The sequence below is a fragment of the Deinococcus sp. Arct2-2 genome, assembly GCF_004801315.1.
GTDB lineage: Bacteria > Deinococcota > Deinococci > Deinococcales > Deinococcaceae > Deinococcus.
Genome location: NZ_SSNW01000015.1, coordinates 41,370 through 62,897, shown reverse-complemented (window position 1 = coordinate 62,897; position 21,528 = coordinate 41,370). Strand labels below are relative to the sequence as shown.

General features: G+C 61.2%; 12 protein-coding genes, 1 tRNA gene and 1 pseudogene. 9 read left to right on the top strand and 5 right to left on the bottom strand.

What is annotated here, in order from left to right; all coding sequences use genetic code 11:
- Window positions 1–59: 59 nt before the first annotated feature.
- From E7T06_RS08875 to E7T06_RS08865, 3 genes are all read left to right on the top strand, one after another.
- Entirely contained in the window at window positions 60–3,497 is a 3,438-nt protein-coding gene (locus tag E7T06_RS08875; RefSeq protein WP_136365480.1) for a helicase-related protein, read from the top strand.
- Window positions 3,494–7,651, top strand: a complete 4,158-nt coding sequence (locus tag E7T06_RS08870) for an ATP-binding protein (protein ID WP_136365479.1) — start codon at window positions 3,494–3,496, stop codon at window positions 7,649–7,651. Before E7T06_RS08875 ends, E7T06_RS08870 begins: the two co-directional genes overlap by 4 nt.
- Window positions 7,652–7,725: 74 nt before the next feature.
- Window positions 7,726–9,507 carry a DUF262 domain-containing protein gene (locus tag E7T06_RS08865; RefSeq protein ID WP_136365478.1) on the top strand — a complete coding sequence of 594 codons (1,782 nt, stop codon included), beginning with the start codon at window positions 7,726–7,728 and terminating at the stop codon, window positions 9,505–9,507.
- A 46-nt stretch (window positions 9,508–9,553) separates the two neighbouring features.
- Here the strand turns inward: E7T06_RS08865 and E7T06_RS08860 are convergent, their stop codons facing one another.
- Together E7T06_RS08860 and E7T06_RS08855 are read right to left on the bottom strand one after the other, a co-directional pair.
- Window positions 9,554–9,820: a hypothetical protein gene (locus tag E7T06_RS08860; protein WP_136365477.1), complete on the bottom strand. Its 267-nt coding sequence runs from the start codon at window positions 9,818–9,820 to the stop codon at window positions 9,554–9,556.
- A 134-nt stretch (window positions 9,821–9,954) separates the two neighbouring features.
- On the bottom strand, window positions 9,955–10,209 hold the full coding sequence (locus E7T06_RS08855) for a helix-turn-helix transcriptional regulator (RefSeq protein ID WP_136365476.1): 255 nt from the start codon (window positions 10,207–10,209) through the stop codon (window positions 9,955–9,957).
- A 158-nt stretch (window positions 10,210–10,367) separates the two neighbouring features.
- Between E7T06_RS08855 and E7T06_RS08850 the strand changes: the two genes are divergently transcribed.
- The 4 genes from E7T06_RS08850 (at window position 10,368) to E7T06_RS08835 (ending at window position 13,096) form a co-directional block, all read left to right on the top strand.
- Window positions 10,368–10,976 (top strand): hypothetical protein, encoded by a 609-nt coding sequence (locus tag E7T06_RS08850; protein ID WP_136365475.1) that lies wholly within the window; start codon window positions 10,368–10,370, stop codon window positions 10,974–10,976.
- Between the two features lie 211 nt (window positions 10,977–11,187).
- Window positions 11,188–11,400 (top strand): helix-turn-helix domain-containing protein, encoded by a 213-nt coding sequence (locus tag E7T06_RS08845; RefSeq protein ID WP_136365474.1) that lies wholly within the window; start codon window positions 11,188–11,190, stop codon window positions 11,398–11,400.
- Window positions 11,397–12,629 carry a tyrosine-type recombinase/integrase gene (locus E7T06_RS08840; RefSeq protein WP_136365473.1) on the top strand — a complete coding sequence of 411 codons (1,233 nt, stop codon included), beginning with the start codon at window positions 11,397–11,399 and terminating at the stop codon, window positions 12,627–12,629. Before E7T06_RS08845 ends, E7T06_RS08840 begins: the two co-directional genes overlap by 4 nt.
- On the top strand, window positions 12,626–13,096 hold the full coding sequence (locus E7T06_RS08835) for a helix-turn-helix domain-containing protein (protein ID WP_136365472.1): 471 nt from the start codon (window positions 12,626–12,628) through the stop codon (window positions 13,094–13,096). The genes E7T06_RS08840 and E7T06_RS08835 overlap by 4 nt, the downstream gene beginning before the upstream one ends.
- Window positions 13,097–13,952: 856 nt before the next feature.
- Here the strand turns inward: E7T06_RS08835 and E7T06_RS08830 are convergent.
- Together E7T06_RS08830 and E7T06_RS08825 are read right to left on the bottom strand one after the other, a co-directional pair.
- Entirely contained in the window at window positions 13,953–17,885 is a 3,933-nt protein-coding gene (locus E7T06_RS08830; RefSeq protein ID WP_136365471.1) for a tetratricopeptide repeat protein, read from the bottom strand.
- A 143-nt stretch (window positions 17,886–18,028) separates the two neighbouring features.
- Window positions 18,029–19,492: a hypothetical protein gene (locus E7T06_RS08825; RefSeq protein WP_136365470.1), complete on the bottom strand. Its 1,464-nt coding sequence runs from the start codon at window positions 19,490–19,492 to the stop codon at window positions 18,029–18,031.
- A gap of 192 nt (window positions 19,493–19,684) precedes the next feature.
- Here E7T06_RS08825 and E7T06_RS08820 point away from each other — a divergent pair.
- Window positions 19,685–19,780 (top strand): annotated as a pseudogene (locus tag E7T06_RS08820) (DUF933 domain-containing protein); the annotation flags it as partial.
- Window positions 19,781–20,024: 244 nt separating this feature from the next.
- On the opposite strand, the gene E7T06_RS08815 reads toward E7T06_RS08820, so the two are convergent.
- Window positions 20,025–20,101, bottom strand: a tRNA-Pro gene (locus tag E7T06_RS08815).
- A 132-nt stretch (window positions 20,102–20,233) separates the two neighbouring features.
- Between E7T06_RS08815 and E7T06_RS08810 the strand changes: the two genes are divergently transcribed.
- Window positions 20,234–21,484, top strand: a complete 1,251-nt coding sequence (locus E7T06_RS08810) for an aminopeptidase (protein ID WP_168733444.1) — start codon at window positions 20,234–20,236, stop codon at window positions 21,482–21,484.
- Window positions 21,485–21,528: the final 44 nt, after the last annotated feature.

The following is a 21,528-nucleotide window of genomic DNA, read 5'->3' as shown; positions in this document are numbered from 1 at the left end:
ACGGCATCTGGACGCAACTTCGGCCACCCGGCCACCTCAACCGCACTAGTATTGGCCCAGTGCCCCGCATCTTCGACAACATTGACCTGCACCTCAAAGACGCCCTGCGGGACACCATGGCCCACTCAAATCGGGCCGACTTCTGCGTGGGCTACTTCAACCTGCGCGGCTGGAAGTTGGTGGACGACCTCGTGGAGGGCTGGGCAGGCGAAGACGACTCACGTGTGCGGCTGCTGGTGGGCATGCAGGAGCTGCCGGAAGGCGAGTTGCGCTCCGCCCTGCGGGTTCTGGGGCAGGCCGAAGGCATGGACAACCGCACCGCCCTTGGCCTGCGTCGCAAAGTCGCCGAAGCCTTCCGCAATCAGCTCATGCTGGGTGCGCCGTCCAGCCGCGACGAGGCAGGCCTGCGCCGCCTGAGTCGGCAACTCAAGGCGGGCAAGGTGCAGGTCAAGCTGTTCCTCGAATTCCTGCTGCACGCCAAGCTGTACCTGTTTCACCTGCCGAGCGGGGTCACCCCGCGCATGGCCTTCGTGGGATCGAGCAACCTGACCTTCGCGGGGTTGCAGCGCCAGGGCGAGCTGAACATAGATGCTGCCGACCACGCGGCCACCCAGCAGCTCGCCGACTGGTTCGATGCCCGCTGGGACAACCGCTGGGCGCTGGACATCTCCGAAGAATTGGCCCAGATCATCGACGAGAGCTGGGCAGGCGAGCTGGGCCATACTCCCTACGAGATTTACCTGAAGATGGCCTACCACCTGGCCCGCGAAGCCCGCGCCGGGGTGGGTCAGTTCCGGATTCCGCGTGACCTCGAAAAAGTGCTGTTTCCCTATCAGGCCGCCGCCGTGCAGATCGCCGCGCACCACCTGAACCGCCGGGGTGGGGTCATGCTGGGCGACGTGGTGGGCCTCGGCAAGACCCTGATGGCGACGGCGCTGGCACGAGTCATGCAAGACGACCACGGCACCCGCACGCTGATCATCTGCCCGGTGAACCTCGTGCCGATGTGGGAAGACTATGTGCACCGCTACCACCTGACGGCCAAGGTCATGCCGATCAGCCGGGCGACGACCCAGTTGGCCGAGACGCTGCGGTATCAGGTGGTCTTGATTGACGAGAGCCACAACCTGAGAAACCGCGAGGGCCGACGCTACCGGGCCATTCAGGAGTACATCGCGCAGAACGAAAGCAAGGTCATCTTGCTGTCGGCCACGCCCTACAACAAGGCCTTCTCCGACCTCGGCGCACAGTTGCGGCTGTTCGTGCCCGAGACCACCGACCTCGGCATCCGGCCCGAACTGCTCATGCGCGATCTAGGCGAGGCCGAGTTCACGGCGCGGTTTCAGACCCAGCCCACCACCATCGCCGCCTTTGAAAAGAGCGTGTACGCCGACGACTGGCGCGACCTGATGAGGATGTATCTGGTGCGCCGCACCCGCAGCTTCGTGCTCCAGAACTACACCGAACTGGACACCGACGCCGCCAGCCCGAATCAGGGCCGCCGTTTTCTGACCTTTGCCGGGGGCACGCGGGCCTACTTTCCTACCCGCCGCCCGCGCACCGTGACCTTCGCGGTGGACGAGAACGACCCCCACGACGCCTACGCCCGCCTGTACGCCCCCGCCGTGGTGGAAATGATCGGCGCATTGGCCCTGCCCCGCTACGGGCTGGGCAACTACATCAACGAGAAGGCCAAGGCAACGGCCACCCCCGCCGAACTGGAGCAGCTGGGCAACCTGGGCCGCGCCGGAAAGCGCTTGATCGGGTTTTCGCGCACCAACCTGTTCAAGCGGCTGGAGAGCAGCGGGGCCACCTTCGTGCAGTCGGTGGAGCGGCATGTTCTGCGGAACTACATCTTCATGCACGCGCTGGAAACCGGGAAGCCGATTCCCATCGGGTCGCAGGGGGCTGACCTGCTGGACGAGCGCGACGACGACAGCGAGGGGCTGTGGGCGACGGACGGGGACGCGGCGCTGGAGAGTGAGCAGACCGACGCCGATATCTCTGGTGCCGCCGACGCCGCCCTGCTGCGGAGCGAAGCCGCCTACCGCGCCAAGGCGGCCCAAATCTATGGCCGCTACGAGACCGTGTACAAGCGCCGCTTCAAGTGGCTGCGCCCGGAACTCATGACCAAGAAGCTGCACGACGCCCTCAACAAGGACGCCCGCGCCCTGCTGGGGGTGCTGACCAATGTGGGCCAGTGGCGGGCCGACGCCGACCCCAAGCTGCGTGCCCTGCTGGCCCTGCTGACCGAAACCCACCCCACCGAAAAGGTGCTGATCTTCTCGCAATTTGCCGACACCGTGAGCTACCTCGTGCAGGAGTTGCAGGCGCGGGGGCTGACGAGCGTAGAAGGCGTGACAGGCAGCAGCGCCGACCCTAGTGCTCTGGCCTGGCGCTTTTCTCCGGTCAGCAACGGCAAGACGCTGACGCCGGGGCAAGACATCCGGGTGCTGGTGGCCACCGACGTGCTGAGCGAGGGCCAGAACCTGCAAGATGCCCATATCGTGGTGAACTTTGACCTGCCTTGGGCCATCATCCGGCTGATTCAGCGGGCGGGCCGCGTTGACCGGATTGGGCAGCAAGCACCCTTCATCGAGGGCTACTCGTTCCTGCCGTCCGATGGGGTGGAGCGGCTGATTAATCTGCGTGCCCGCGTGCGCCAACGCCTGATGGAAAACGCCGAGGTAGTGGGCACCGACGAACGCTTCTTTGAGGATGACGAGTCTCAGAAGCTGCACGACCTGTACAACGAGAAGTCGGGGTTGCTGGACGATGAGGACGACGGCGACGTAGACCTCGCCAGCCGCGCCTTCTCCATCTGGGAAAAGGCCCTGAAGCGTGACCCCACGCTGGCTGCCCGCATCCCGGCGTTGCCCGACGTGGTGTACAGCACCAAAGCCCATACCCCTACTCCTGACAGTCCCCCCGGCGTGCTGGTGTATACCCGCACCCCCAGCGGCTACGACGCGCTGGCGTGGATGAATGAGGGAGGCGAGAGCGTGACCCAGAGCCAACTGCGGATTCTGGACGCGGCCACTTGCCCCCCCGACGAGGCGACCCTGGAGCGCCTGCCTCAGCACCATGAACTGGTGCAGGCGGGCGTGGCCCACATTCATACGGAAGAGGCCACAGCGGGCGGACAACTGGGGCGCTCTGGTGGCCCCCGCGCCCGCACCTATGAGCGCCTGAAGCGGTACGCGGCCTCGCTGGAAGGTTCGCTGTATGCCTCGGCGGAATTGCTGCTGACCGTGGACGACGTCTACAAATTCCCGCTACGGGCCTCGGCGCTGGATACCCTGTCGCGGCAACTGAAAACGGGCCTGAGCGATGAGCAACTGGCCGCGCTAGTGCTGACGCTGCGGGAAGACGATCGCCTGAGCCTGAAGCAAGACGATACCGCCGCGAACCACGAACCCCAGCTTATTTGCTCGCTGGGCTTGCGCTCTCCCTTCTCCCCTACCGCTAACCCTGCGGCTCCCCAAGGAACCCCATGACCACCGCCCCAAAGTCTGCCGCCAAAGCCGCCCCTACCAAAGCGCCCCTGACCCTCAGCGCCGCCGACCTGAAAACCCTGCGCGGCCACCTGCGGGCCTTTGAGTTTGCCGACGTGATGAACCTGCTGGGCTGGAACCGCCCCAAAGGTCAGAACGTGGCCCCAGTACAGGCGGCGGGCCAGACCTTCCCCCTGAAGCCCATTGCCGAACTGGGCGGCGTACAGGTGCTGGAGGTGGCCTGCGGCGACGTGCTGCCCGACGCCCCCGCACGGCTGGCCCTCAGCGACAGCCTGCTGACCACCTACCGCGAACACCTGCTCATCTTCGTGAACGCGGGGCGCGACCAGAGCCAGTGGGTGTGGGTCAAGCGCGACCTGAAGGCGGGCGATAAGAAGGCCAAGCCCCAGCCGCGTACCCATACCTACGTGAAGGGCCAGCCCGACGACCTGTTCGTGTCCAAGCTGGCGGGCCTGTTCGTGGACATGGTGGAACTGAACGTCGATGGTGACTTGAAGGTGACCGAAGTGGCCGCTCGACTTGCTACTGCGCTGGATTCGCAGGTGGTGGTCAAGCGGTTTTACGACCAGTTCAAGCGTGACCGGATTGCCTTTACCGAGCAGATACAGGGCATTCCCGACGAGCGTGACCGGGCGTGGTACGCCAGCGTCGTCCTGAACCGCCTGATGTTCGTGTACTTCTTGCAGCGCAAGGGCTTTTTGAACGTGGTGGGCAAGAAGGCGGGCGACCTGAGCTACCTTCAGCACAAGCTGAAAGAAAGCCGCAGCCGGGGCGAGGGCCGCTATTACCCCGAATTCCTGAAGGCGCTGTTTTTTGAAGCCTTCGCCAAGCCGGACGCTGACCGCAGCACCGAATCGGTGACGCTGACGGGGGCCATCCCGTACCTGAACGGTGGACTGTTTCTGCCACACCCCATCGAGACAAAGCACACCACCAAGAAATCTGACACGCTGCTCTGCCACGAAATTGCTGACCAAATCTTTATTCCCGACGAAGCCTTTGACTTGATGCTGGGCCTGTTTGCCGGGTACGAGTGGAACCTGTCGGAAGAAGACAAGCACGCGGGCGGCCTTGACCCCGATGTGCTGGGCCATATTTTTGAGAAGTACATCAACCAGAAGGGGTTCGGGGCGTACTACACCCGGCCCGAAATTACTGAGTACCTGTGCAAGCAGACCGTAGACCGCCTGGTACTTGACCGCATCAACGCCCGCAAGAAGCCCGGTGAGCGCCCCGAAACCAGCCTGGCCGACGCGCTGATGAGGGCCGACGTGGGGCTGACGCGCTGGCTGCTGACCGCTGACGACGGCCTGAAAAGCCTGAGCCTGCTTGACCCCGCCTGCGGTTCTGGCGCATTCCTCGTAGCTGCCCTGAAGACTTTGCTGGACGTGTATTCCACCCTGATGGGCCGCCTACACGTCTTCAACGACCCCACCCTGAACGACTGGAGCAACAAGCTGCACAGCGGCCACCGCAGCGCCAACTACAACCTGAAAAAGAAGATCATTACCGAGAATCTGTACGGTGTAGACCTGATGGAGGAGGCCGCCGAAATCGCCAAGCTGCGCTTGTTCCTGAGCCTCGTCAGCAGCGCCAATGAACTGATTGATCTGGAGCCGCTGCCCAACATTGATTTCAATATTCTGACGGGCAACAGCTTGGTGGGCCTGCTGCATGTGGACGATAAGGACTATGACCGCCTGAACCCGCAGCAGAGCATGTTCGAACCCCGCTACCCCGACATCATCCAGCAGCGCACCATCGACCTGAACAGCTACCGCCACGCCGCAGACCTGAAGCTGGGCGACCTGAGAAAGCTGCGCGACGACATTGAGGCCAACCGCAAGACCGCGCAGACCACCCTAAACCGCCTGCTGCTGGCCGACTTTCACCGTCTGGGCATCAAGTTCGAGCAGGCCACCTGGGACGCCGCCAAGGGCAAGGAAGGCAAGCCCACCAAGCGGACGCTGACGCTGGCCGACATAGAGGCCCTGCGCCCCTTTCACTGGGGATTCGAGTTCAGCGAAGTGATGGGTCGGGGCGGATTCGACGCGATTATTGCCAACCCACCGTGGGACGTGGTGAAGCCCAACGCCAAAGAGTTTTTTGAGACGCACTCGGCGCTGGTCAGCAAGAACAAAATGGGCATCAAGGACTTTGAGAAAGAGCAGGACAAACTACTGGCCGACCCAGCCATTCGTGCCGAGTGGCTGGCGTACCAGTCGAGCTACCCGCACGTCAGCGCCTATTACCGCGCCGCGCCGCAGTTTGCCCACCAGAGCAGCACCGTGAACGGCAAGAAAACGGGCAGCGACCTGAACCTGTACAAGCTGTTTTTGGAGCAGTCCTTCCGGCTCCTGAAAGCGGGCGGAGAATGCGGCATCGTCATTCCCAGCGGCATCTACACGGACTTGGGCGCGAAAGGTTTGCGCGAAATGCTGTTCGACGAGACAGACGTGACGGGCCTGTTTTGCTTCGAGAACCGCCGGGTGATCTTCGAGAACGTAGACAGCCGTTTCAAGTTCGTGGTGCTGAGCTTCCGCAAGGGCGGCCACACGGCCAAGTTTCCTGCTGCCTTTATGCGCCACGAGGTCAAGGACTTGCTGGACTTTCCCGGCGCAGTGGGCATGGATTTAACGGTGGACATGGTGCGCCGCCTCTCGCCCGACAGCCTCAGCGTGATGGAGTTCAAGAGCGAACTGGACGCCCATATTGCCGAGAAGATGCTGCAATTCCCGCTGCTGGGCGAGCAATTGGACGGCGTGTGGAACCTGAAGCTGACCCGCGAGTTTGACATGACCAACGACAGCCACCTGTTCAAAACCTCGTCGGGGCCGGGGCGCTTGCCGCTGTACGAGGGCAAGATAATTCATCAATTCCGGCATGATTGGGGCCAACCTAAATATTGGCTGGACGAAGCGGAAGCATCCAAAGTGCTACGCGCCGAGAGAGTAAAAGCTGTTGAACGTGAGGCGAAAAAACAGAACGTCGCCGCAAATCTGGATGTTTCAAGCCTAAAACTTGACTATCAAAGCTACCGAATCGCTTTTCGAGACATCACTGCACCTACCAACGAACGAACCTTCATTTCAACTGTTCTTCAATCGGGCACCTTTTGCCCGCACACTATGAGCCTTGAAAGCGTTTTTGAAGACCGCGTAAATGCTGGAAAGACTGAGTTGAACATTGAGAGCATGACTAATGCATCACGACTTTACGTGGTAGCTCTATTCAATAGCTTTATGCTCGATTCTTTAATTAGGCAGCGAGTCACGTCTCATGTTTCTTTTTTCTTTGTTTACGGCCTACCCGTTCCCCGGCTCACTCCTACCCACCCCGAATTCCAACCCATTGTTCAAGCGGCGGCGCGGCTGATTTGCACGGCTCCAGAGTTCGATGAGTTGGCTCAAGCGGCGGGCCTGCGCGGAGGCGTGGACGGCGTGACCGATGAAGCGGGGCGGGCGGCGCTGCGGGCCGACCTGGATGGCCGCGTGGCCCACCTGTACGGCCTCTCGGAATCCGAATTCACCCACATTCTGGGCACGTTCCCGCTGGTGTCGGCAGAGGTGAAGGCGGCGGCGCTGGCAGCCTTTGTGCGGCTGGTCCCACCCAAAGGCGACCCGGAACTGGCGCGGCTGGTGCGCCAGCCCGAATCGGAGCTGCTGGAATTCAAGTCGTCGCTGCGCTCGCCCACCAATGGCGACCCGGCCACACCCGAACTGCGCGGCAAGCTGGAAGCGGTGGTGGTGAAGGAAGTGGCGGCGTTCCTGAACGGCAAGGGCGGGACGCTGCTCATTGGCGTGGATGATGCGGGCAAGGCGCTGGGGCTGGCGGCGGATTACGCATCGTCGGACAAGATTGGCGGGCCAGACGGCTTTGAACGCCACCTGCGCGGGCTGCTGGGGCAAGCGTTGGGGCAGGACGTGGCGGCGGCCCTGAGCATCAGCGTGGGGCCACTGGACGGGCAGGACGTGTGCCGGGTGCAGGTGCCCGCCGGAGCGCAGGAAGCCTTCGTGGTGGTGGCTGACAAGAGCGGGGCCAAGCGCCATGTGTTTTACCACCGCAGCGGCAACAAGGCCGAGGAATTGCCGAGTGGCCCGGAGCTGGCCCGGTATCAGAAAACGCGCTGGGCGTAGGCTCTGACCCTGCTCATGCTGCCGCACCTCTTCCACCCACACCTTCACTCTTGGCCTCACCCACGGAGTCACTCATGACCACATCATTCACCCCCGATAAAAAAGCTCTACAAGAGATGCTGCGTGCCGTGGCCGTGGGGAAGATTCAACTGCCCGACTTTCAGCGCGGCTGGGTCTGGAACGACGAACATATCCGCAGCCTGCTTGCCAGTGTGTCTCAGTCATACCCCATTGGCGCGGTGATGATGCTGGAGACGGGCAACCCGGACGTGAAGTTCAAGCTGCGGCCCCTAGAGGGTGCGCCGAATCCCGCCAGTCAGTCTGCCGACCACCTGCTTCTAGACGGTCAGCAGCGCATTACCAGCCTGTATCAGGCCATCGCCAGCGGCAAGCCCGTGGAAACCCGTGACGCCCGCGACAAGGACATCAAGCGCTGGTATTACGTGGATATGGTCAAGGCCTGCGACCCCAACGTCGACCGCGAAGAAGCCTTTATCGGCGTGCCCGAAGACCGCAAGCTGCGCAATTTCCGAGGCGACGTCATCTCCGACTACAGCACCGGGGACAAAGAACGCGAGGCAGGCATGTTTCCACTGGGGCTGCTGTTTGATGACTACGAGGATTGGGTAGACGGCTACCGCGACCTCTCAAGCGTTCAAAAAGAGACGTGGAAAGCCTTCAAGAAGGCAGTCGTGGAGCCTTTCCGGGCCTATCACGTGCCCGTCATCACGATGGACAAGGGCACGCCGAAAGAGGCCGTATGTCAGGTGTTCGAGAAGGTCAACACGGGGGGCGTGAGCCTGACCGTATTCGAATTGCTGACCGCTACCTTTGCCGCCGAGGACTACCACTTGCGGGATGCGTGGTTCGGAGAAAGCAAGGGCAACACTCCCGGCATTCAGGCCCGGCTGCACCATTGGCCCGTGCTGGAATCGGTGGAAAGCTCCGACTTCTTGCAATCGGTGACCTTGCTGGTGACTCGCGCCCGCAGGCTGGCCCAGATGGCCGAAGGCAAAACACCAAGTGAAGCGTCGGCGGTGTCCTGCAAGCGCAAAGACCTCCTGAAGCTCTCGTTGGAGGAATACCGAGAACACGCCGCAGCCGTGGAGCAAGGCTATGTGCGGGCGGCCCGCTTTCTCCGTCGTCAGAACATTTTCATGGCCCGCGACCTGCCCTACCGCACCCAACTGGTGCCGCTGGCCGCCGCCCTTGCCGTACTGGGCGACAAGGCCGACAGCGTGGCGGTGCAGGACAAGCTGGCGCAGTGGTACTGGTGTGGTGTATTCGGAGAACTGTACGCCAGCGCCACCGAAACCCGCTTTGGCAAAGACTTTCCGGAACTGCTGACATGGATGGAAGGCCACAGCGAGCCGGATACGGTGCGCGAGGCCACCTTCAATGCCGAGAGGCTGGATGACCTCCGCACCCGCAACAGCGCGGCCTACAAGGGCGTCTACGCCCTGCTCATGCGCGACAAGGCCGAAGACTTCCGTACCGGGCAGGCCGCCACCGACACCAGCTACTTCGAGCAGAACATTGACGTCCACCACATCTTTCCGCAGAAGTGGTGTGAAACCGCAGGGATTGACCGCAAAAAGTACGACAGCATCATCAACAAGACGCCGTTGGCCGCCAAGACCAACCGCATGATTGGCGGCGTGGCCCCCAGCAGCTACCTCACCAAGCTCCAGCGGGAGGGCGGGGTGGACATAGACCGCATGGACGAAATCTTGGCTACCCACGTCATCAACGTGGAGGCCATGCGAAATGACGACTTCGGCAGCTTTTACGCTGATCGCCGGACAGCCCTGCTGGAACGCATCGGCAGCGTGATGGGCAAGCGCGTTCGGGGCTAGGCAGCCAAGCGAGCGAGCTAAAGAGAATTTGTTCCAGCAGGGAACGTCAGTCTAAAACCAGCAGATTGGCCCGCCGATTGTCTAGGGCATCGCCGTTGCGGTGGCCGACGCGCTGACCGGGTCGAGCATCCAACAGCAACCGGTGGAGCAAGACCGTACCTGTAGGCGTGCAGGCCATCACGTAGCGGCCTTTGCGGCCCCCCAGATACCAGCGGAAGCGGCGAGCAACTTCACCGTCTTGTGGGTCTATCTGGGCGGCGGCTACAGGCATCCCGTTCAACCCTCCGCGTCGGCCATAGATCGTCAGATGCATGTCTCAGGATGTTGCAGACGGCGGGCAGCAAGCAGGCCGTTAAATTTCGCTGCCAGCGGGAAGAGCGACGGCAGGGAGGGCGGCCTCCCCTCCAACGCAAAGCCAGTTTACGTTCACCCCCCTCCCCCCCAGCCTTAGCCTGTTGGCGATTCTGGGTCGGGAATGTACTCCAGCACATCTGTGATGGCTACATCCTGTCCTGTCAACTTTCGGAGGCCATCCAGCACACTGGCAAGAGTCGGCAAGTCGACACGGGTGGGTTCATCACCACGCCGCGCGATTCGGTAGATGGTGTTCATGCGGGTCGTTCCTATGGCCTGTACCAGGGCATAGGTCGTAAAGTTCCGCTCCTCAAGGTATTCAGCGAGCCGCCAGCGGACAATGGACATGCCTTGCATTGTGCCCTGACTCATGGGCATCAAGTACAGACAACACCTTACGTTGTTATCGCTTGACTTATTGTCGCTTAGTGATAAAGTGGGATCCTGAAGGGGCTGAAGCCTAGGAAACCAAGGCCCCTCCAGAATCCAAGCAAAGGTGGATCACCATGAATGATAACTCTGGCCGCAAGGCCTTTAGACCTACACCCCTGGACGAGAACAGAGTGCTGCATGTCGTCACCCCTTGGGCCTTCGCCCGCCTGATGGAACAAGAGGCCAACTGGCTGCTCCAGCGCACCTTCCCTGTATGGTCACATGAAGGCGATCCCTTGACCCGCGCTATCTGGACGCGCATGTGCAGTGAACTTTTGCTGGAAACAGGTGAACTTCTGGCCTTGGTCTGGAAGACTCTCAACTCAGAGGGTGATGTCCGACTGTTCAGCCGCTACATGCCCGATGGCTTACGAGTCGTGGTGGGCCTCTCCGGTGGGAAGGATGATCGGCAGGTACAAGTTCATTTGGTGGAATTGGTCTTCGCAGAACTCCGGCGCGAACGGAGTCTGGGCGAGGGTAAGCAGAAGGAGCCGTTCACCTTTATCGACGTGATGCGCCAGGAGTATGACCAGGCCTCTGATGTGGAACGCGAGGACACAACCCGTCGGGGGGTTGCAGCAGTGGCCCTGACCATCGCCCGGTCATGGCTACCGACCATTCGTGCCGCTCTAGACGACGAAAACACGTGGCGTCTGCCCATGCCGCCCTCCCGCAAAGGCTAGCCAGACTGTTCCCTGCGGGGAACGGAACGGCCTAAAGAAGAGGTCAAAGGGGGTCGGTTGCTGCTTGCACCGGCCCCCAAAAAGTCGCGAACGCCAAATCCGAGCAAAGGTTGATGCCCGGTGCCGTCACGATCTTGCACTCGTTGAACCGCAACGTCCCAGAACGGTCTCCAAAGCCTTCCGCGTTCTGTGTTTCAACAAGGAGCCCCCCATGAAGAGCATCCCCCCCTTGTCCACCGCCTGTCCGGCCATCGTCCCTGAACTACTTGACTCGAAGCAGGCGGCCCAGCTACTTAACATCGGCCGCAATCAGGTGTACGAACTGGCCCACTGTGGTCGCCTCCCGCACATCAAGTTGGGTCAGCGCCTTCGTTTTCCCCGCACCGCCCTCCTGCGTTGGATCGAACAGGAGATGGCCATATGAGCAAACGGCAAGCCAATTCCATACCCGAAGAGGAGTCTTCACCGAGCTACGGAGGGCCTCGTCAACGCACCCGTGGCAATGGCGACGGAGGTGTCTACAGACTCCCTGACGGGCGTTACCGCTGGCAGGTCACCGTGGGCCGGGATGCCAATGGCAAGCAGAAGCGGCTGACAGGTATAGCCGAAAATAAAACCGAAGCCAACCGCAGACGTACTGAGGTTTTAGCCGCCTATCAACAGGGCAAGATCAGCCTGCCCAGCACCACGACGCTGGGAGACTGGCTGGATCTGTGGCTTGCCCGTCGCCAGCCCCACATCGCCGTAGGCACCTACGAGCAGTATGTGTTCAGGCTCAAGCACGTGCCAGCCGACTTACGACGTCTACAGTTACAAGCCATCAAACGGCCCCATATTCGGGAGCTGGACGGCAAATTGACGGCGAAAGGCCTAGCCGCCAGCAGCCGATCCAAGATCCTCTCGCATCTTCGGGCAGCATTTGAGGCAGCCATCGACGAGGAACTCTTGATCGTTAACCCAGCTCAAGGCGTACGTGTTACTTCGACGTTGGCCGAGCGCAGCCGTCACAAGCGCAAGGCGTTAGATCTCAAAGAACTGGACGCCTTCATTAAAGCTGCTGAGACAGACCGTCTCTACGTCCTCTTCTACACGCTCTTCTCTTTGGGTCTACGGCGGGGTGAAGCCTTGGGCCTGCGCTGGACAGATGTGGATCTTCAGACCGGAGAAATTCGGGTAGAACAGCAGGTCAAAATTGAAGGCAACCAAGCGGTCATCGGATCTTTGAAGACCACAGGCTCTCGCCGTCGCCTGTATGCCAGTCCCGATTTGTTGGCGCTTCTCCACATTCAGCACCGTCGCCAACAAGAAGATCAGTTTCTGGTTGGCCCCGCTTGGACAGCTACAGGATTGATCTTCACGACGGCGGTAGGTACTCCAATTCATCCCCGCAACGTCAATCACTCTATCTGCCTCATCTGTGATGCAGCAGGGCTAGCCCGCTTCAGCTCTCACTCTGCACGGCACACCCACATCAGTCAACGCCTCCGCAATGGCGAAAAGCTGGAGGTGGTCTCCGCCAGCGCAGGCCATGCCTCGTCGGAGATCACGCTCAACACTTACCGCCACGTCTTTGACGACGAAAAACGAACAGACGTGTTTAGCCTTCGTGAACAGCTCGCCCCCATTCAAATTAACAAGGAGAACAACAAATGACACTAGCCAATCGCTTCAGCACAGCCATCCCGACTAGAGATTTCAACTCAGGTCTCACGGTCACCGAAACCGCTGCCTATTTGGATGTTGACCGCAAAACAGTCTACCGGCTGCTTAAGTCAAAAAACTTCCAGCGATCTTCTGACAGCAATCGCATTCCCTTCATAGAGATTGAGTTTGAAGCGCACTTCAGGTCCTTATGTATCCCCCGCAGCTTTTTTGATAAATTCATGCTCACGCTATACAATATCTCGGAAGACCAATTGGATGCTGGCTCCATCAAAGGCAGCCACCATATCGAGACAGATGCTTCTCTTGAAGAGTTCTACGTAGCTTTGAGTACTTGCTGTCCTACGTTTGACGATTTTATGGACTTCTTATACTTCAGTATGGCAGAGGAAGGCTCAATTATCTTCCCAGGTGGCTTTTGCCGAAAGATAGAACACTACTCCGGTTTGCCGCTATAAATGTAAAAGTACTGGGAAGGAGCTAGATAGATCGCTCCTCCCCCTTTGCAGTTAGCGCTGCTCAAAACGTTGCAACCCTACTGTGAAGGGTGACAAAAGGCCGAGTTGGCTCCAGCAAGCCGGGACGCCCTAAACGGCGCTTTGCTCCATGTTGTCGTCTGAACGGAGGAGAAAATAAGCGAAGTTAGGCTTTGGAACTGGCGGCGTTACCTGTAGGAGGCAGCAAGCGTAAGCTCAACCATCTGAGAATGTTTGTAGCCACCTAAGGTCTACACGCCACCCGTGCCGACTTTGCTGTTCCCAAACCACGAAGGCGGCCTGAACATATAGAGGGCAGCGTAAGTGGTACGGGCGGGGCGCGTTGCCGCATATGCCGCACCCGCTCCGGAAGGAGAAGGCCGCCCAGAAGGTGATCGGCAAAACGTGAAAGGCCCCGGTTCACCCTAGACCGCCATCCTTTACACTGGCAGGGTTGTCGCGCCGCTCCCAGTGAAAACACTGATCAGGCCGCGTGCGGAGAAAGAGGAGTGAACATCATGGGCTTAGCAATTGGAATCCCTGAGCCATCCCCACGAATGCCCCGCACCCCCGTCACCAACGGACTTTGCGAACCGATGAATGGCCTCCTGAATGTCTTCGGGGGTGAGTCGGCGTCGGGTCACTGTGCTCCTGTATGGGTAGTAGGCATAGGCCTACTCGTACGGTAAGAGCCCTATGACATGACCCGACCTGTTTTTCACTTCATGAGCTCGGATGAGAATTGTTGCAAGACAGGCCATCCGCACTAACGCTCAACTGATGATCGTCCAGACAGCAGCGAAGGTCTCAGAATCACCGAACTGCGACGTGGTGTCTGTCATGGCACATCAACGGATGGCGGCAACTGATCCTGGTAGCCGACGCCCAGCTTCAACGCGTGAATGAACAGCACCTGGCTGACCACGGGCATGGGCGTGTTGAAGTTCCGCCCGTAAGGTTTGAGTGTCCAACCGTTGGCTTTGTGGTGTTCGGCGGAGGTCTTGAGTTTCGTGATGGCACTGTTCGCGGCGTGAGCGCGGGTGATGCCGCCCCGCTGATAGTACGCGCCGGCGTCCCTGGCGATGCGCCAAGAGAGGTTCCAGGATTGCGCCAGGGTGAAGTCCTCCAGTACGGCCCGCATGGTCAGCAGGGATTTCTCGCCGGGGTTGAACTCCAGTTTATGCTCCGCAAGGTAGTACACCAGTTGCCGTAGAGCTTCATCGAGGATGATCTCCCGCCACAGGTGCGGCATCTCCGCCACCCACGCGTCAGGCCACCCTTCTGGCCCTTCGCCCAGGCGGGCTTCAAGCTGCTCAATGAACGTCCCGAACGGCAGTTGCTGACCGCCCATAGCGATGCCCCAGTGCACTTTGGTCAGGTCGTAGCTGCTGACCTTGTCACCTTCCCAGGAGAACGCGGCTGGGTTGGAGGCCGGGTGAACGCGCAGCACCAGGCGGTCATCCAGGTGCCTGAGCATCCCCACGCTGAATGTCCGCGTAGGTCCGATAGCGTCGTCATGCTCCGTCAGGGGGTTGATGTACCGCAGGTCCTCGCTGGCGCCGGCGCGGGCGACACTGGCGAGGTACACAGCATCTTTGAGGGTCAGGTCGTTCAGATCCAGCGCGGCAACTTCATTCAGGTCAAAGGTCCGGTTCAGCAGCGTGCGGCGCTCCTGTTCAAGTTGCACGGACTGCGCTTTGCTCTGCTGGGTGCGTTTCTTTGTGCAGTCTGCGCAGACAAACGCAGCCTGGGTGTAGCGCTGGCGATCGTCGAAGTCTTTGCGGCTGGTGTACTCGTACGGCGTGCCGCAATCCTGGCAGGCGCGGTTGGTGGCGTACGCCCAGGCGGCGTTGACCGCTGTGTCCTTGACCTGAGTGGCGCTCAGACCAAAGCGCTGCTGGAGGTCTTTCAGAGGGTGCATCCAGCCGATGTCGGTGCGGTCCCAGTACGCGCGGGCCACGTCATGCTGTCCTGCGGTGCTGTCTTTGGTGTACCGCAGGTCAATGCCGCGCGCCTTGAGTGGCGCGAGGGTCTGCGCTTGCTGCACACGGGTGAGGTTCTGCGCGGCGTACGGGGTGTTTGGATCTGCTTGCAGGGCCGCCTCGAAATGCTCAGCGGCGGCGGTGAGGTTCCCCTGACGGCGAAGGACACTGCCGAGGTTGTTCAGCACCGCGGCGTTGCCCGGGCTTAATGTCAGGTACTGCCGGTACGCGTCGGCCGCTTCACTCAGCCCGGCGGGCGTGCCGAGCTGGGTGCTGTGGTAGCCGAGCACGAACAGCGTTTCCGTGTCGGACTCGTCGACGTCGATGTCAAGAATGGCTTTCGCCGCTTCGCACACTTCCAGGTGCAGCTCATGCTTGCGCAGCAGGGTCTGCCACGAGCCGTCGTGCCAGGCGGTGAGTTGCGTCGTTTCCCGGATGTCCTCTCCACGTCCTTCGGCAAACGCGTCCGGCCAGATCATCAGGGCCGTGTGCAGCGCCCGCGTCTGCTCGATGGTCATGGTTTCATCGGCCGGGACGTCCAGTTCATCCTGGTACTTCAAGGCGTCCGGTTCGTTCAAGTACGCCGCCACCCACCTTTTCTGATGTTCAAGCGCCGCGGTTCGGTCTTCCGGGGCGGGTTCATAGAACTGCACCCAGCGGGTGTTCCCCAGGAGCGTTCGGGCCTGCTCAACCAGCGCGCTGAGCTGCACCGCTTCCTCTGGCAGGAGGGCCACCGTCAGCAGGCACAGGGCGCCGCGGACATCAGATGGGAGATCCTGACGCTCACGCAGGGCGAACACGTCCGTCCAGGCGCTGGGCGGTCCCATCAGGATGTAGGTGCGGTCCGCCGGGGTGTTGCCATGGATGGTTTCCATCACCGGCAGGTCCCCGAAGTAGAACCGCGGCGCGGCCGATTCCGTGAGGGCTGCGGCGTGACGCACAGCGGTATTGACGGTGTCCCATTCGTCGCGTTGCGCCGCCAAGTGCGCCACGGCGAGGTGCAGCTCCACCGTCTTGTCCAGCGTGGCGACACTGATGGTAAGCGCCTGAAGGTCTACGTTCTCCCCGCGGAAAGCGGCGTTCAGGTGTATGTACGCCAGAATCCGCTGGCGTGCGTCATCCTCAACCTTCAGGTCAGGTCGGGCAAGAGTCTGCTCAGCCCCCTCAAGGTCCCCGGCCTGCACCTGAACGCGCAGCAGGTCCCCGAGCATCTCGGTGGTTAGGCGTTCCGGCCACCGGGTATGCAGGGTCTGCGCGAAGGTTCGCGCTCCCTGCAAGGGGTTCGGGTCCCGTTCGGCCACCCTCTTGAGCAGCGAGACGTAATTCTGGACGTACTGCGCATGGTCCGGTGCGAGAGCCAGGACCTGTTCGAACAGGGTGCGCGCTTCATCCAGCTGCTGTTCGTGTTGCAGTAGCAACGCGAGGTTGTTCATGGCGCTGGTGTCGGCAGGTTGATGCTCCAAGAGCGTCCGGTAGGTGTGGGTCGCTTCGGCGTTGCCTTCAGGAGTGTTTAGGCTGGCCGCGTGGAACGCCAGGCTAAACAGCAGTGATGGATTCTCGCCGTCGCTGCTGAGCAGCGTTCGCGCCGCTTCGTAGAGTTCTTCCGTCATGCCGTGCGCTTCCAGGCTGCTGCACCACGGTCCGGTAAGCCATGCCTGACGCTGCGCGGCATGCATGATGCCCTGCCCGTCACCAGTCTGAAATTCCTCCGGCCAGTGCAGCAGCTCCTGATGCAGGGCCAGGGCGGTGTCCTGGTCGAGTGGCGCTGATGAGGTGAAGACCGGGGCGTCCACAGGTGCGGTGCCGTGCTGGTAAAGGTGCGTCTGCATCACCGCCTTGAACTGCCGCAGGTCCGGGAGGATCTCCCCGGTGGGGGCGTGCGTGACGGCCAGCACGAGCAGGGATTCTCCCAGCACGCCGCGCGCTTCGTCCAGGTCCTGGGTGGCGTCGCAGCTCAGGCCCGCTTTGATGCGCAGTAGTTTCGCGTGCGCCTGCATTTCCAGTGGGTACGCGTCACTGCTAGCGATGGTGTCCAGATGCGTTTTCCACGCGGCGGGCGGGTGGGCGATGACACCCATGTTCTGCGGATCGTCATGTGTTCCGAAATGCAGCCGCATGCGGGGGCTCAGGTCCGCACTGAACGCCTGCGGTTCGAGTAACTGAAACGCCCGGGTGGCGTACTGAACGGCTTGTATCTGATGATCAAGCTGGTGAGCAGCGGCGGAAAGGGCCAGCCACAGCAGCGGCTCGTTGCTGTGGTGGGGTTCGTTGAGCGCTTCGATCAGCGCAACGACAGATCCAGGGTCACTGGCGCCCTTCAGGGCGGCGTGCAGCGTCGTGAGCAGCGCCACGCCGGTCAGCGCGGACGGCTGAGCTGGCGCCGGGTACCTTGCCAACAGGTCATTGACCGCCGTGGGGTTCCCGGTGCTCATGGTGAGGCGCAGCAGCGCCGCGAACAGCGGCCGCGGCAGCGCCCCGGAGATGGGCTTGGCCCGTTCCAGCCAAGTGCGCGCGTCCTCCTCCCGCAGGAAGGTGCTCAGCGCGATCAGCGGCCTCGGCGACACCAGGGCCACTTTGAGAGCTTCGGTCAGCACCGAATCGGGCGGAACGGTCAGCCCCAATGCGCCGCGCAATGCACTGGCCTGCTCGTGGTGCCCCTGGAGGAATTGAATGATCACGGCCCCCCACTGGTCGTCCGGGATGGTAGGACTTTGAAGGTGTTGTTCAGCGGCGCTGTATTCACCCTCACTCAGCAGGGTCCACAGGGTCGGTTCGGCGTTGACAATCATGGTGTCCTCAGCGGTGAAAGTGATGGGAGCATATAGGCGCAATCATTTCACGGGCGATCGACGTCCAACGACAATCCGCCGTCGGGTTGCTTCAACACCCACGCTTGTAAAGGTTTCGCCACTGGTGTTTCCTCTGTCGGGGGTTAAGATTTCCACAGCTGCACTTTGGCGAACATGGCGTCCTGAAGATGCCGTTTCGTGGACACGATCCAGTCGAGGTCACCACGAATTTTGAGATGATTCATCTTTTCAAGGAGACAATCAAAGTCAGCCCCCGTAATGGGCCGGTTTGCGTGCGCAGCGTCATTTCGGATCTTGGACATGGCGTCCCATTCCTCGATGAACCGTTCCATTGACAGCGGGGAGGTCCAGGTGGTCAGGGCCTCACCGTCCGGACCGGCAGTACTGTGAAAAGCCGACCGAAGCTCGCCGATTTGCGGCGGAAGCCACAGGTCACCCGAATGCTGAGCGTTGTTGAGCTTCACTGACTTTGACCTACCATCGGCGCCGGTCACGCGAAGTTTGAAGGGTTGACCCGGCACGTCCGGAGCCACCCGGTTGTAAGCCTGAGGAAAAGGAACGCCGACATACGCCCTCAACGCCTGCCCCGCCGACAACACCAGTTCTCGTTCGACGGCGCTCCCCAGCTCTACTACGGGTCCCGTGTACGAAGGTTGGGAAAATGCGCTGACGCCAACGGGTCCCGTAGCGGCTGCAAAGACGGGTGCCCAGGCATCCAGCGCCTGCTTGGAGTACCACGCTGTCACGACATTGACCCGGCTTTCCTCATTGATGTCTGCATCAAGAAAGGCCAGCCGGGGAAGGGGGGCTGACGTGAGCACCCGAAGCCTCATGTTGACCTCGTGCGCGACCTCCTGAACCGTCTGAACCTCATCCTCATCCGGCTTCTCTCGTGCAGCTTTTACGACTTCTTCCAGCCTTTGACTCGCCGCGGCGAGATCATTCGTCATGGTGGTCGATAGCCGCTTCAACCGCGATGATTGCGGTTGACTTGCAGCAGCCAGGTAGTGCCCCGACATTGTGACCTTGCGCTCCCGGCCGCCGAGGTTAAGGGGCTCAGCCTCATGCACGTAAAGTTGGATGTCCGGCCCGCCGTAGGAACGGGATGTGCGTGCTTCAGTACGAGCAGCCTCATAGGCTACGAGGCCTTCCAACTGCCACCAGACGTTTGCGGCATCTGTAGGCGTGCAGAACCACTGGAGCCGCATAGGGTCATCGTCGGTCGCGTCTGCCACCACGATCGCGGGCAGCCTGCCGGTCAGACCCACCGCGTCTGCCACGAGTGGCACACCATTCCCCGGCTGCTGGCGTGCTCCGCTGTTGCTGTACCTTTCAGCAAGATCGTTGATCACCGCCCTAACGGTTTCCATCTTCGGGTCATTAACCCGGTCTTCAAGCCCTGCCACGAAGAAGAGGACCTGCCGGCCTGTAATGCGGTGTAAAGCGCTGAAGCGCTCCCGCATGACCTGATGAAATTCCGTATTGACGTCAGGGTCATGCAGCACAAAGGCGACGATGCGGTAGGAATGCGTGAGGGTGTTCAGTGCGGAGACGGCTGGAGGTTCACCGTCAAGAAGCGCTTGCATCCAGTGCAGTGAATCGAGTGAGTACCCCATTGTCATCATAGTAGCTAAGGCCGCAGGCAGATGTGGCGGCCTCTGCGGACAGCAGGCGATCGGCAGCCGTGACACCCGTCCGCTGGCTCAGGTGGCGGCAAACCCGCCGTCGGCCTCCGCCATGCCTGAATTGCCCGGAATTCCGGGTTGTCCGGCGTCCAGTGGGCCAATGCCAAAAGCAAGGGTTGGGTCAGAACCGAAAGCAAAGAGTACGTGATGAAAGACGGCGACATCATGAATGTCCTGCACAGCTCTTGACCTAAGTACCTCGCCGTAAAGCTTTAGCTTGACCGAGCGAAGTGAGTACTGAAGATGGTGGGACGCACTTATTGATTTTGGCAGAAGTGTAGCTACAACGCTTCATCGGCTCTGCGTATTCTATGTTGCCGAGATCAGACTGAAGTCTTTCTGGCGCGTAGCACACGCGTAGCACATGGGCTCGATTTTGGTTCATTCCAGCAAATCACGATACGAAAAAACCCGCTCTTAGAGCGGGTTCTGCTGGTCGAGGCGACAAGATTTGAACTTGCGACCCCTACCACCCCAAGGTAGTGCGCTACCAGGCTGCGCTACGCCTCGCTGCCAGCCACAGGAATATAGACGCTATCGGCGGTGCGGTCAAGTGATGGGTCTAGTGGGGGGGTGTCCGGGCCTCCCCTTTGCTGCCCACCCGCCTCACTGCAACGCGCCTAGCACGCTATCTTACACCCCATGACTCCTTCAAGCAGCGGCCTGACCTTTGAACAGAAGTTGCAGAACTACGCCCGGTTGGCGGTCAACGTCGGGCTGGGCATTCGCCCCGGCCAGCGTGTGCTGGTGCAGGCTCCGGTAGACACGGCTCCGCTGGCCCGCCTGTTGGTACGCGAGGCCTATGCGGCGGGCGCAAGCTTTGTCGACGTGCGCTGGGACGATGATGACGTGGTGCTGGCCCGCTTCGAACTGGCCCCCGAAGGCACATTCGAGACCATCAGCCAGTGGCGCGTGAATGCCGAAACAGAAGTGGCCGAGGCGGGCGGCGCGGTCATTGCGATTCGGGCGGCCAATCCGGGGCTGCTGGCGGGTGTAGATGCGGCCCGCGTGACGGCCCATGCACGGGCGTTGGCCGCCTACCGCAAGCCCTACACGGCGCAGGTCATGACCAACCGCCTGAACTGGAACCTGATCAGCGCCCCCGTTGCGGGCTGGGCACAGGTCATGTTCCCCGACGCGAGTACCGAAGAAGCCATTTCTCAGCAGTGGGACGCCATTTTTGCGGCCACCCGTGCCGATCAGCCTGACCCGGTGGCGCTGTGGCACACGCATCTGGCCGACCTGAAACGCCGCCGCGACACCCTGACGGCCAAGCAGTACCACGCCCTCCATTTCAAGAGTGGCGAAACTGACCTCACGGTGGGCCTCGCAGACAGTCACATCTGGGGCGGCGGCTCAGCCCAAACTCCCGGCGGCATCACCTTTACCGCGAACATTCCCACCGAGGAAGTCTGGACAGCGCCGCACCGGAACCGGGTAGACGGCGTGGTGGTCAGCACCAAAGCCCTGTCTTATAACGGCGTGCTGGTAGACGGCATCCGGATTCGCTTCGAGGGCGGGCGTGTCGTGGAGGCCACCGCCACGCAGGGCCAAGACGCCCTGACCCAAATGATCGCCACCGACGAGGGCAGCCACCGCCTCGGAGAAGTCGCGCTGGTGCCGCATTCCAGCCCGATCAGCCGCTCAGGACTGTTTTTCTTCAACACCCTGTACGACGAAAACGCCGCCTCGCACATTGCCATCGGTACGGCCTACCGCTTCAACGTGGCGGGCGGCGTGGAGATGAGCTTGGAGGAGTTCAACGCCGCAGGCGGCAACGACAGCCTCGTGCATGTGGACTGGATGATCGGCAGCGCGGATATGGATGTGGACGGCCTGAGGGCGTCGGGCGAGCGGGAAGCGGTGATGCGGGCGGGCGAATTTGTGATCTAAAAACCGTAAGGGGTGAGTGGGAAAAGAGCGGGCCTGTCAACAGA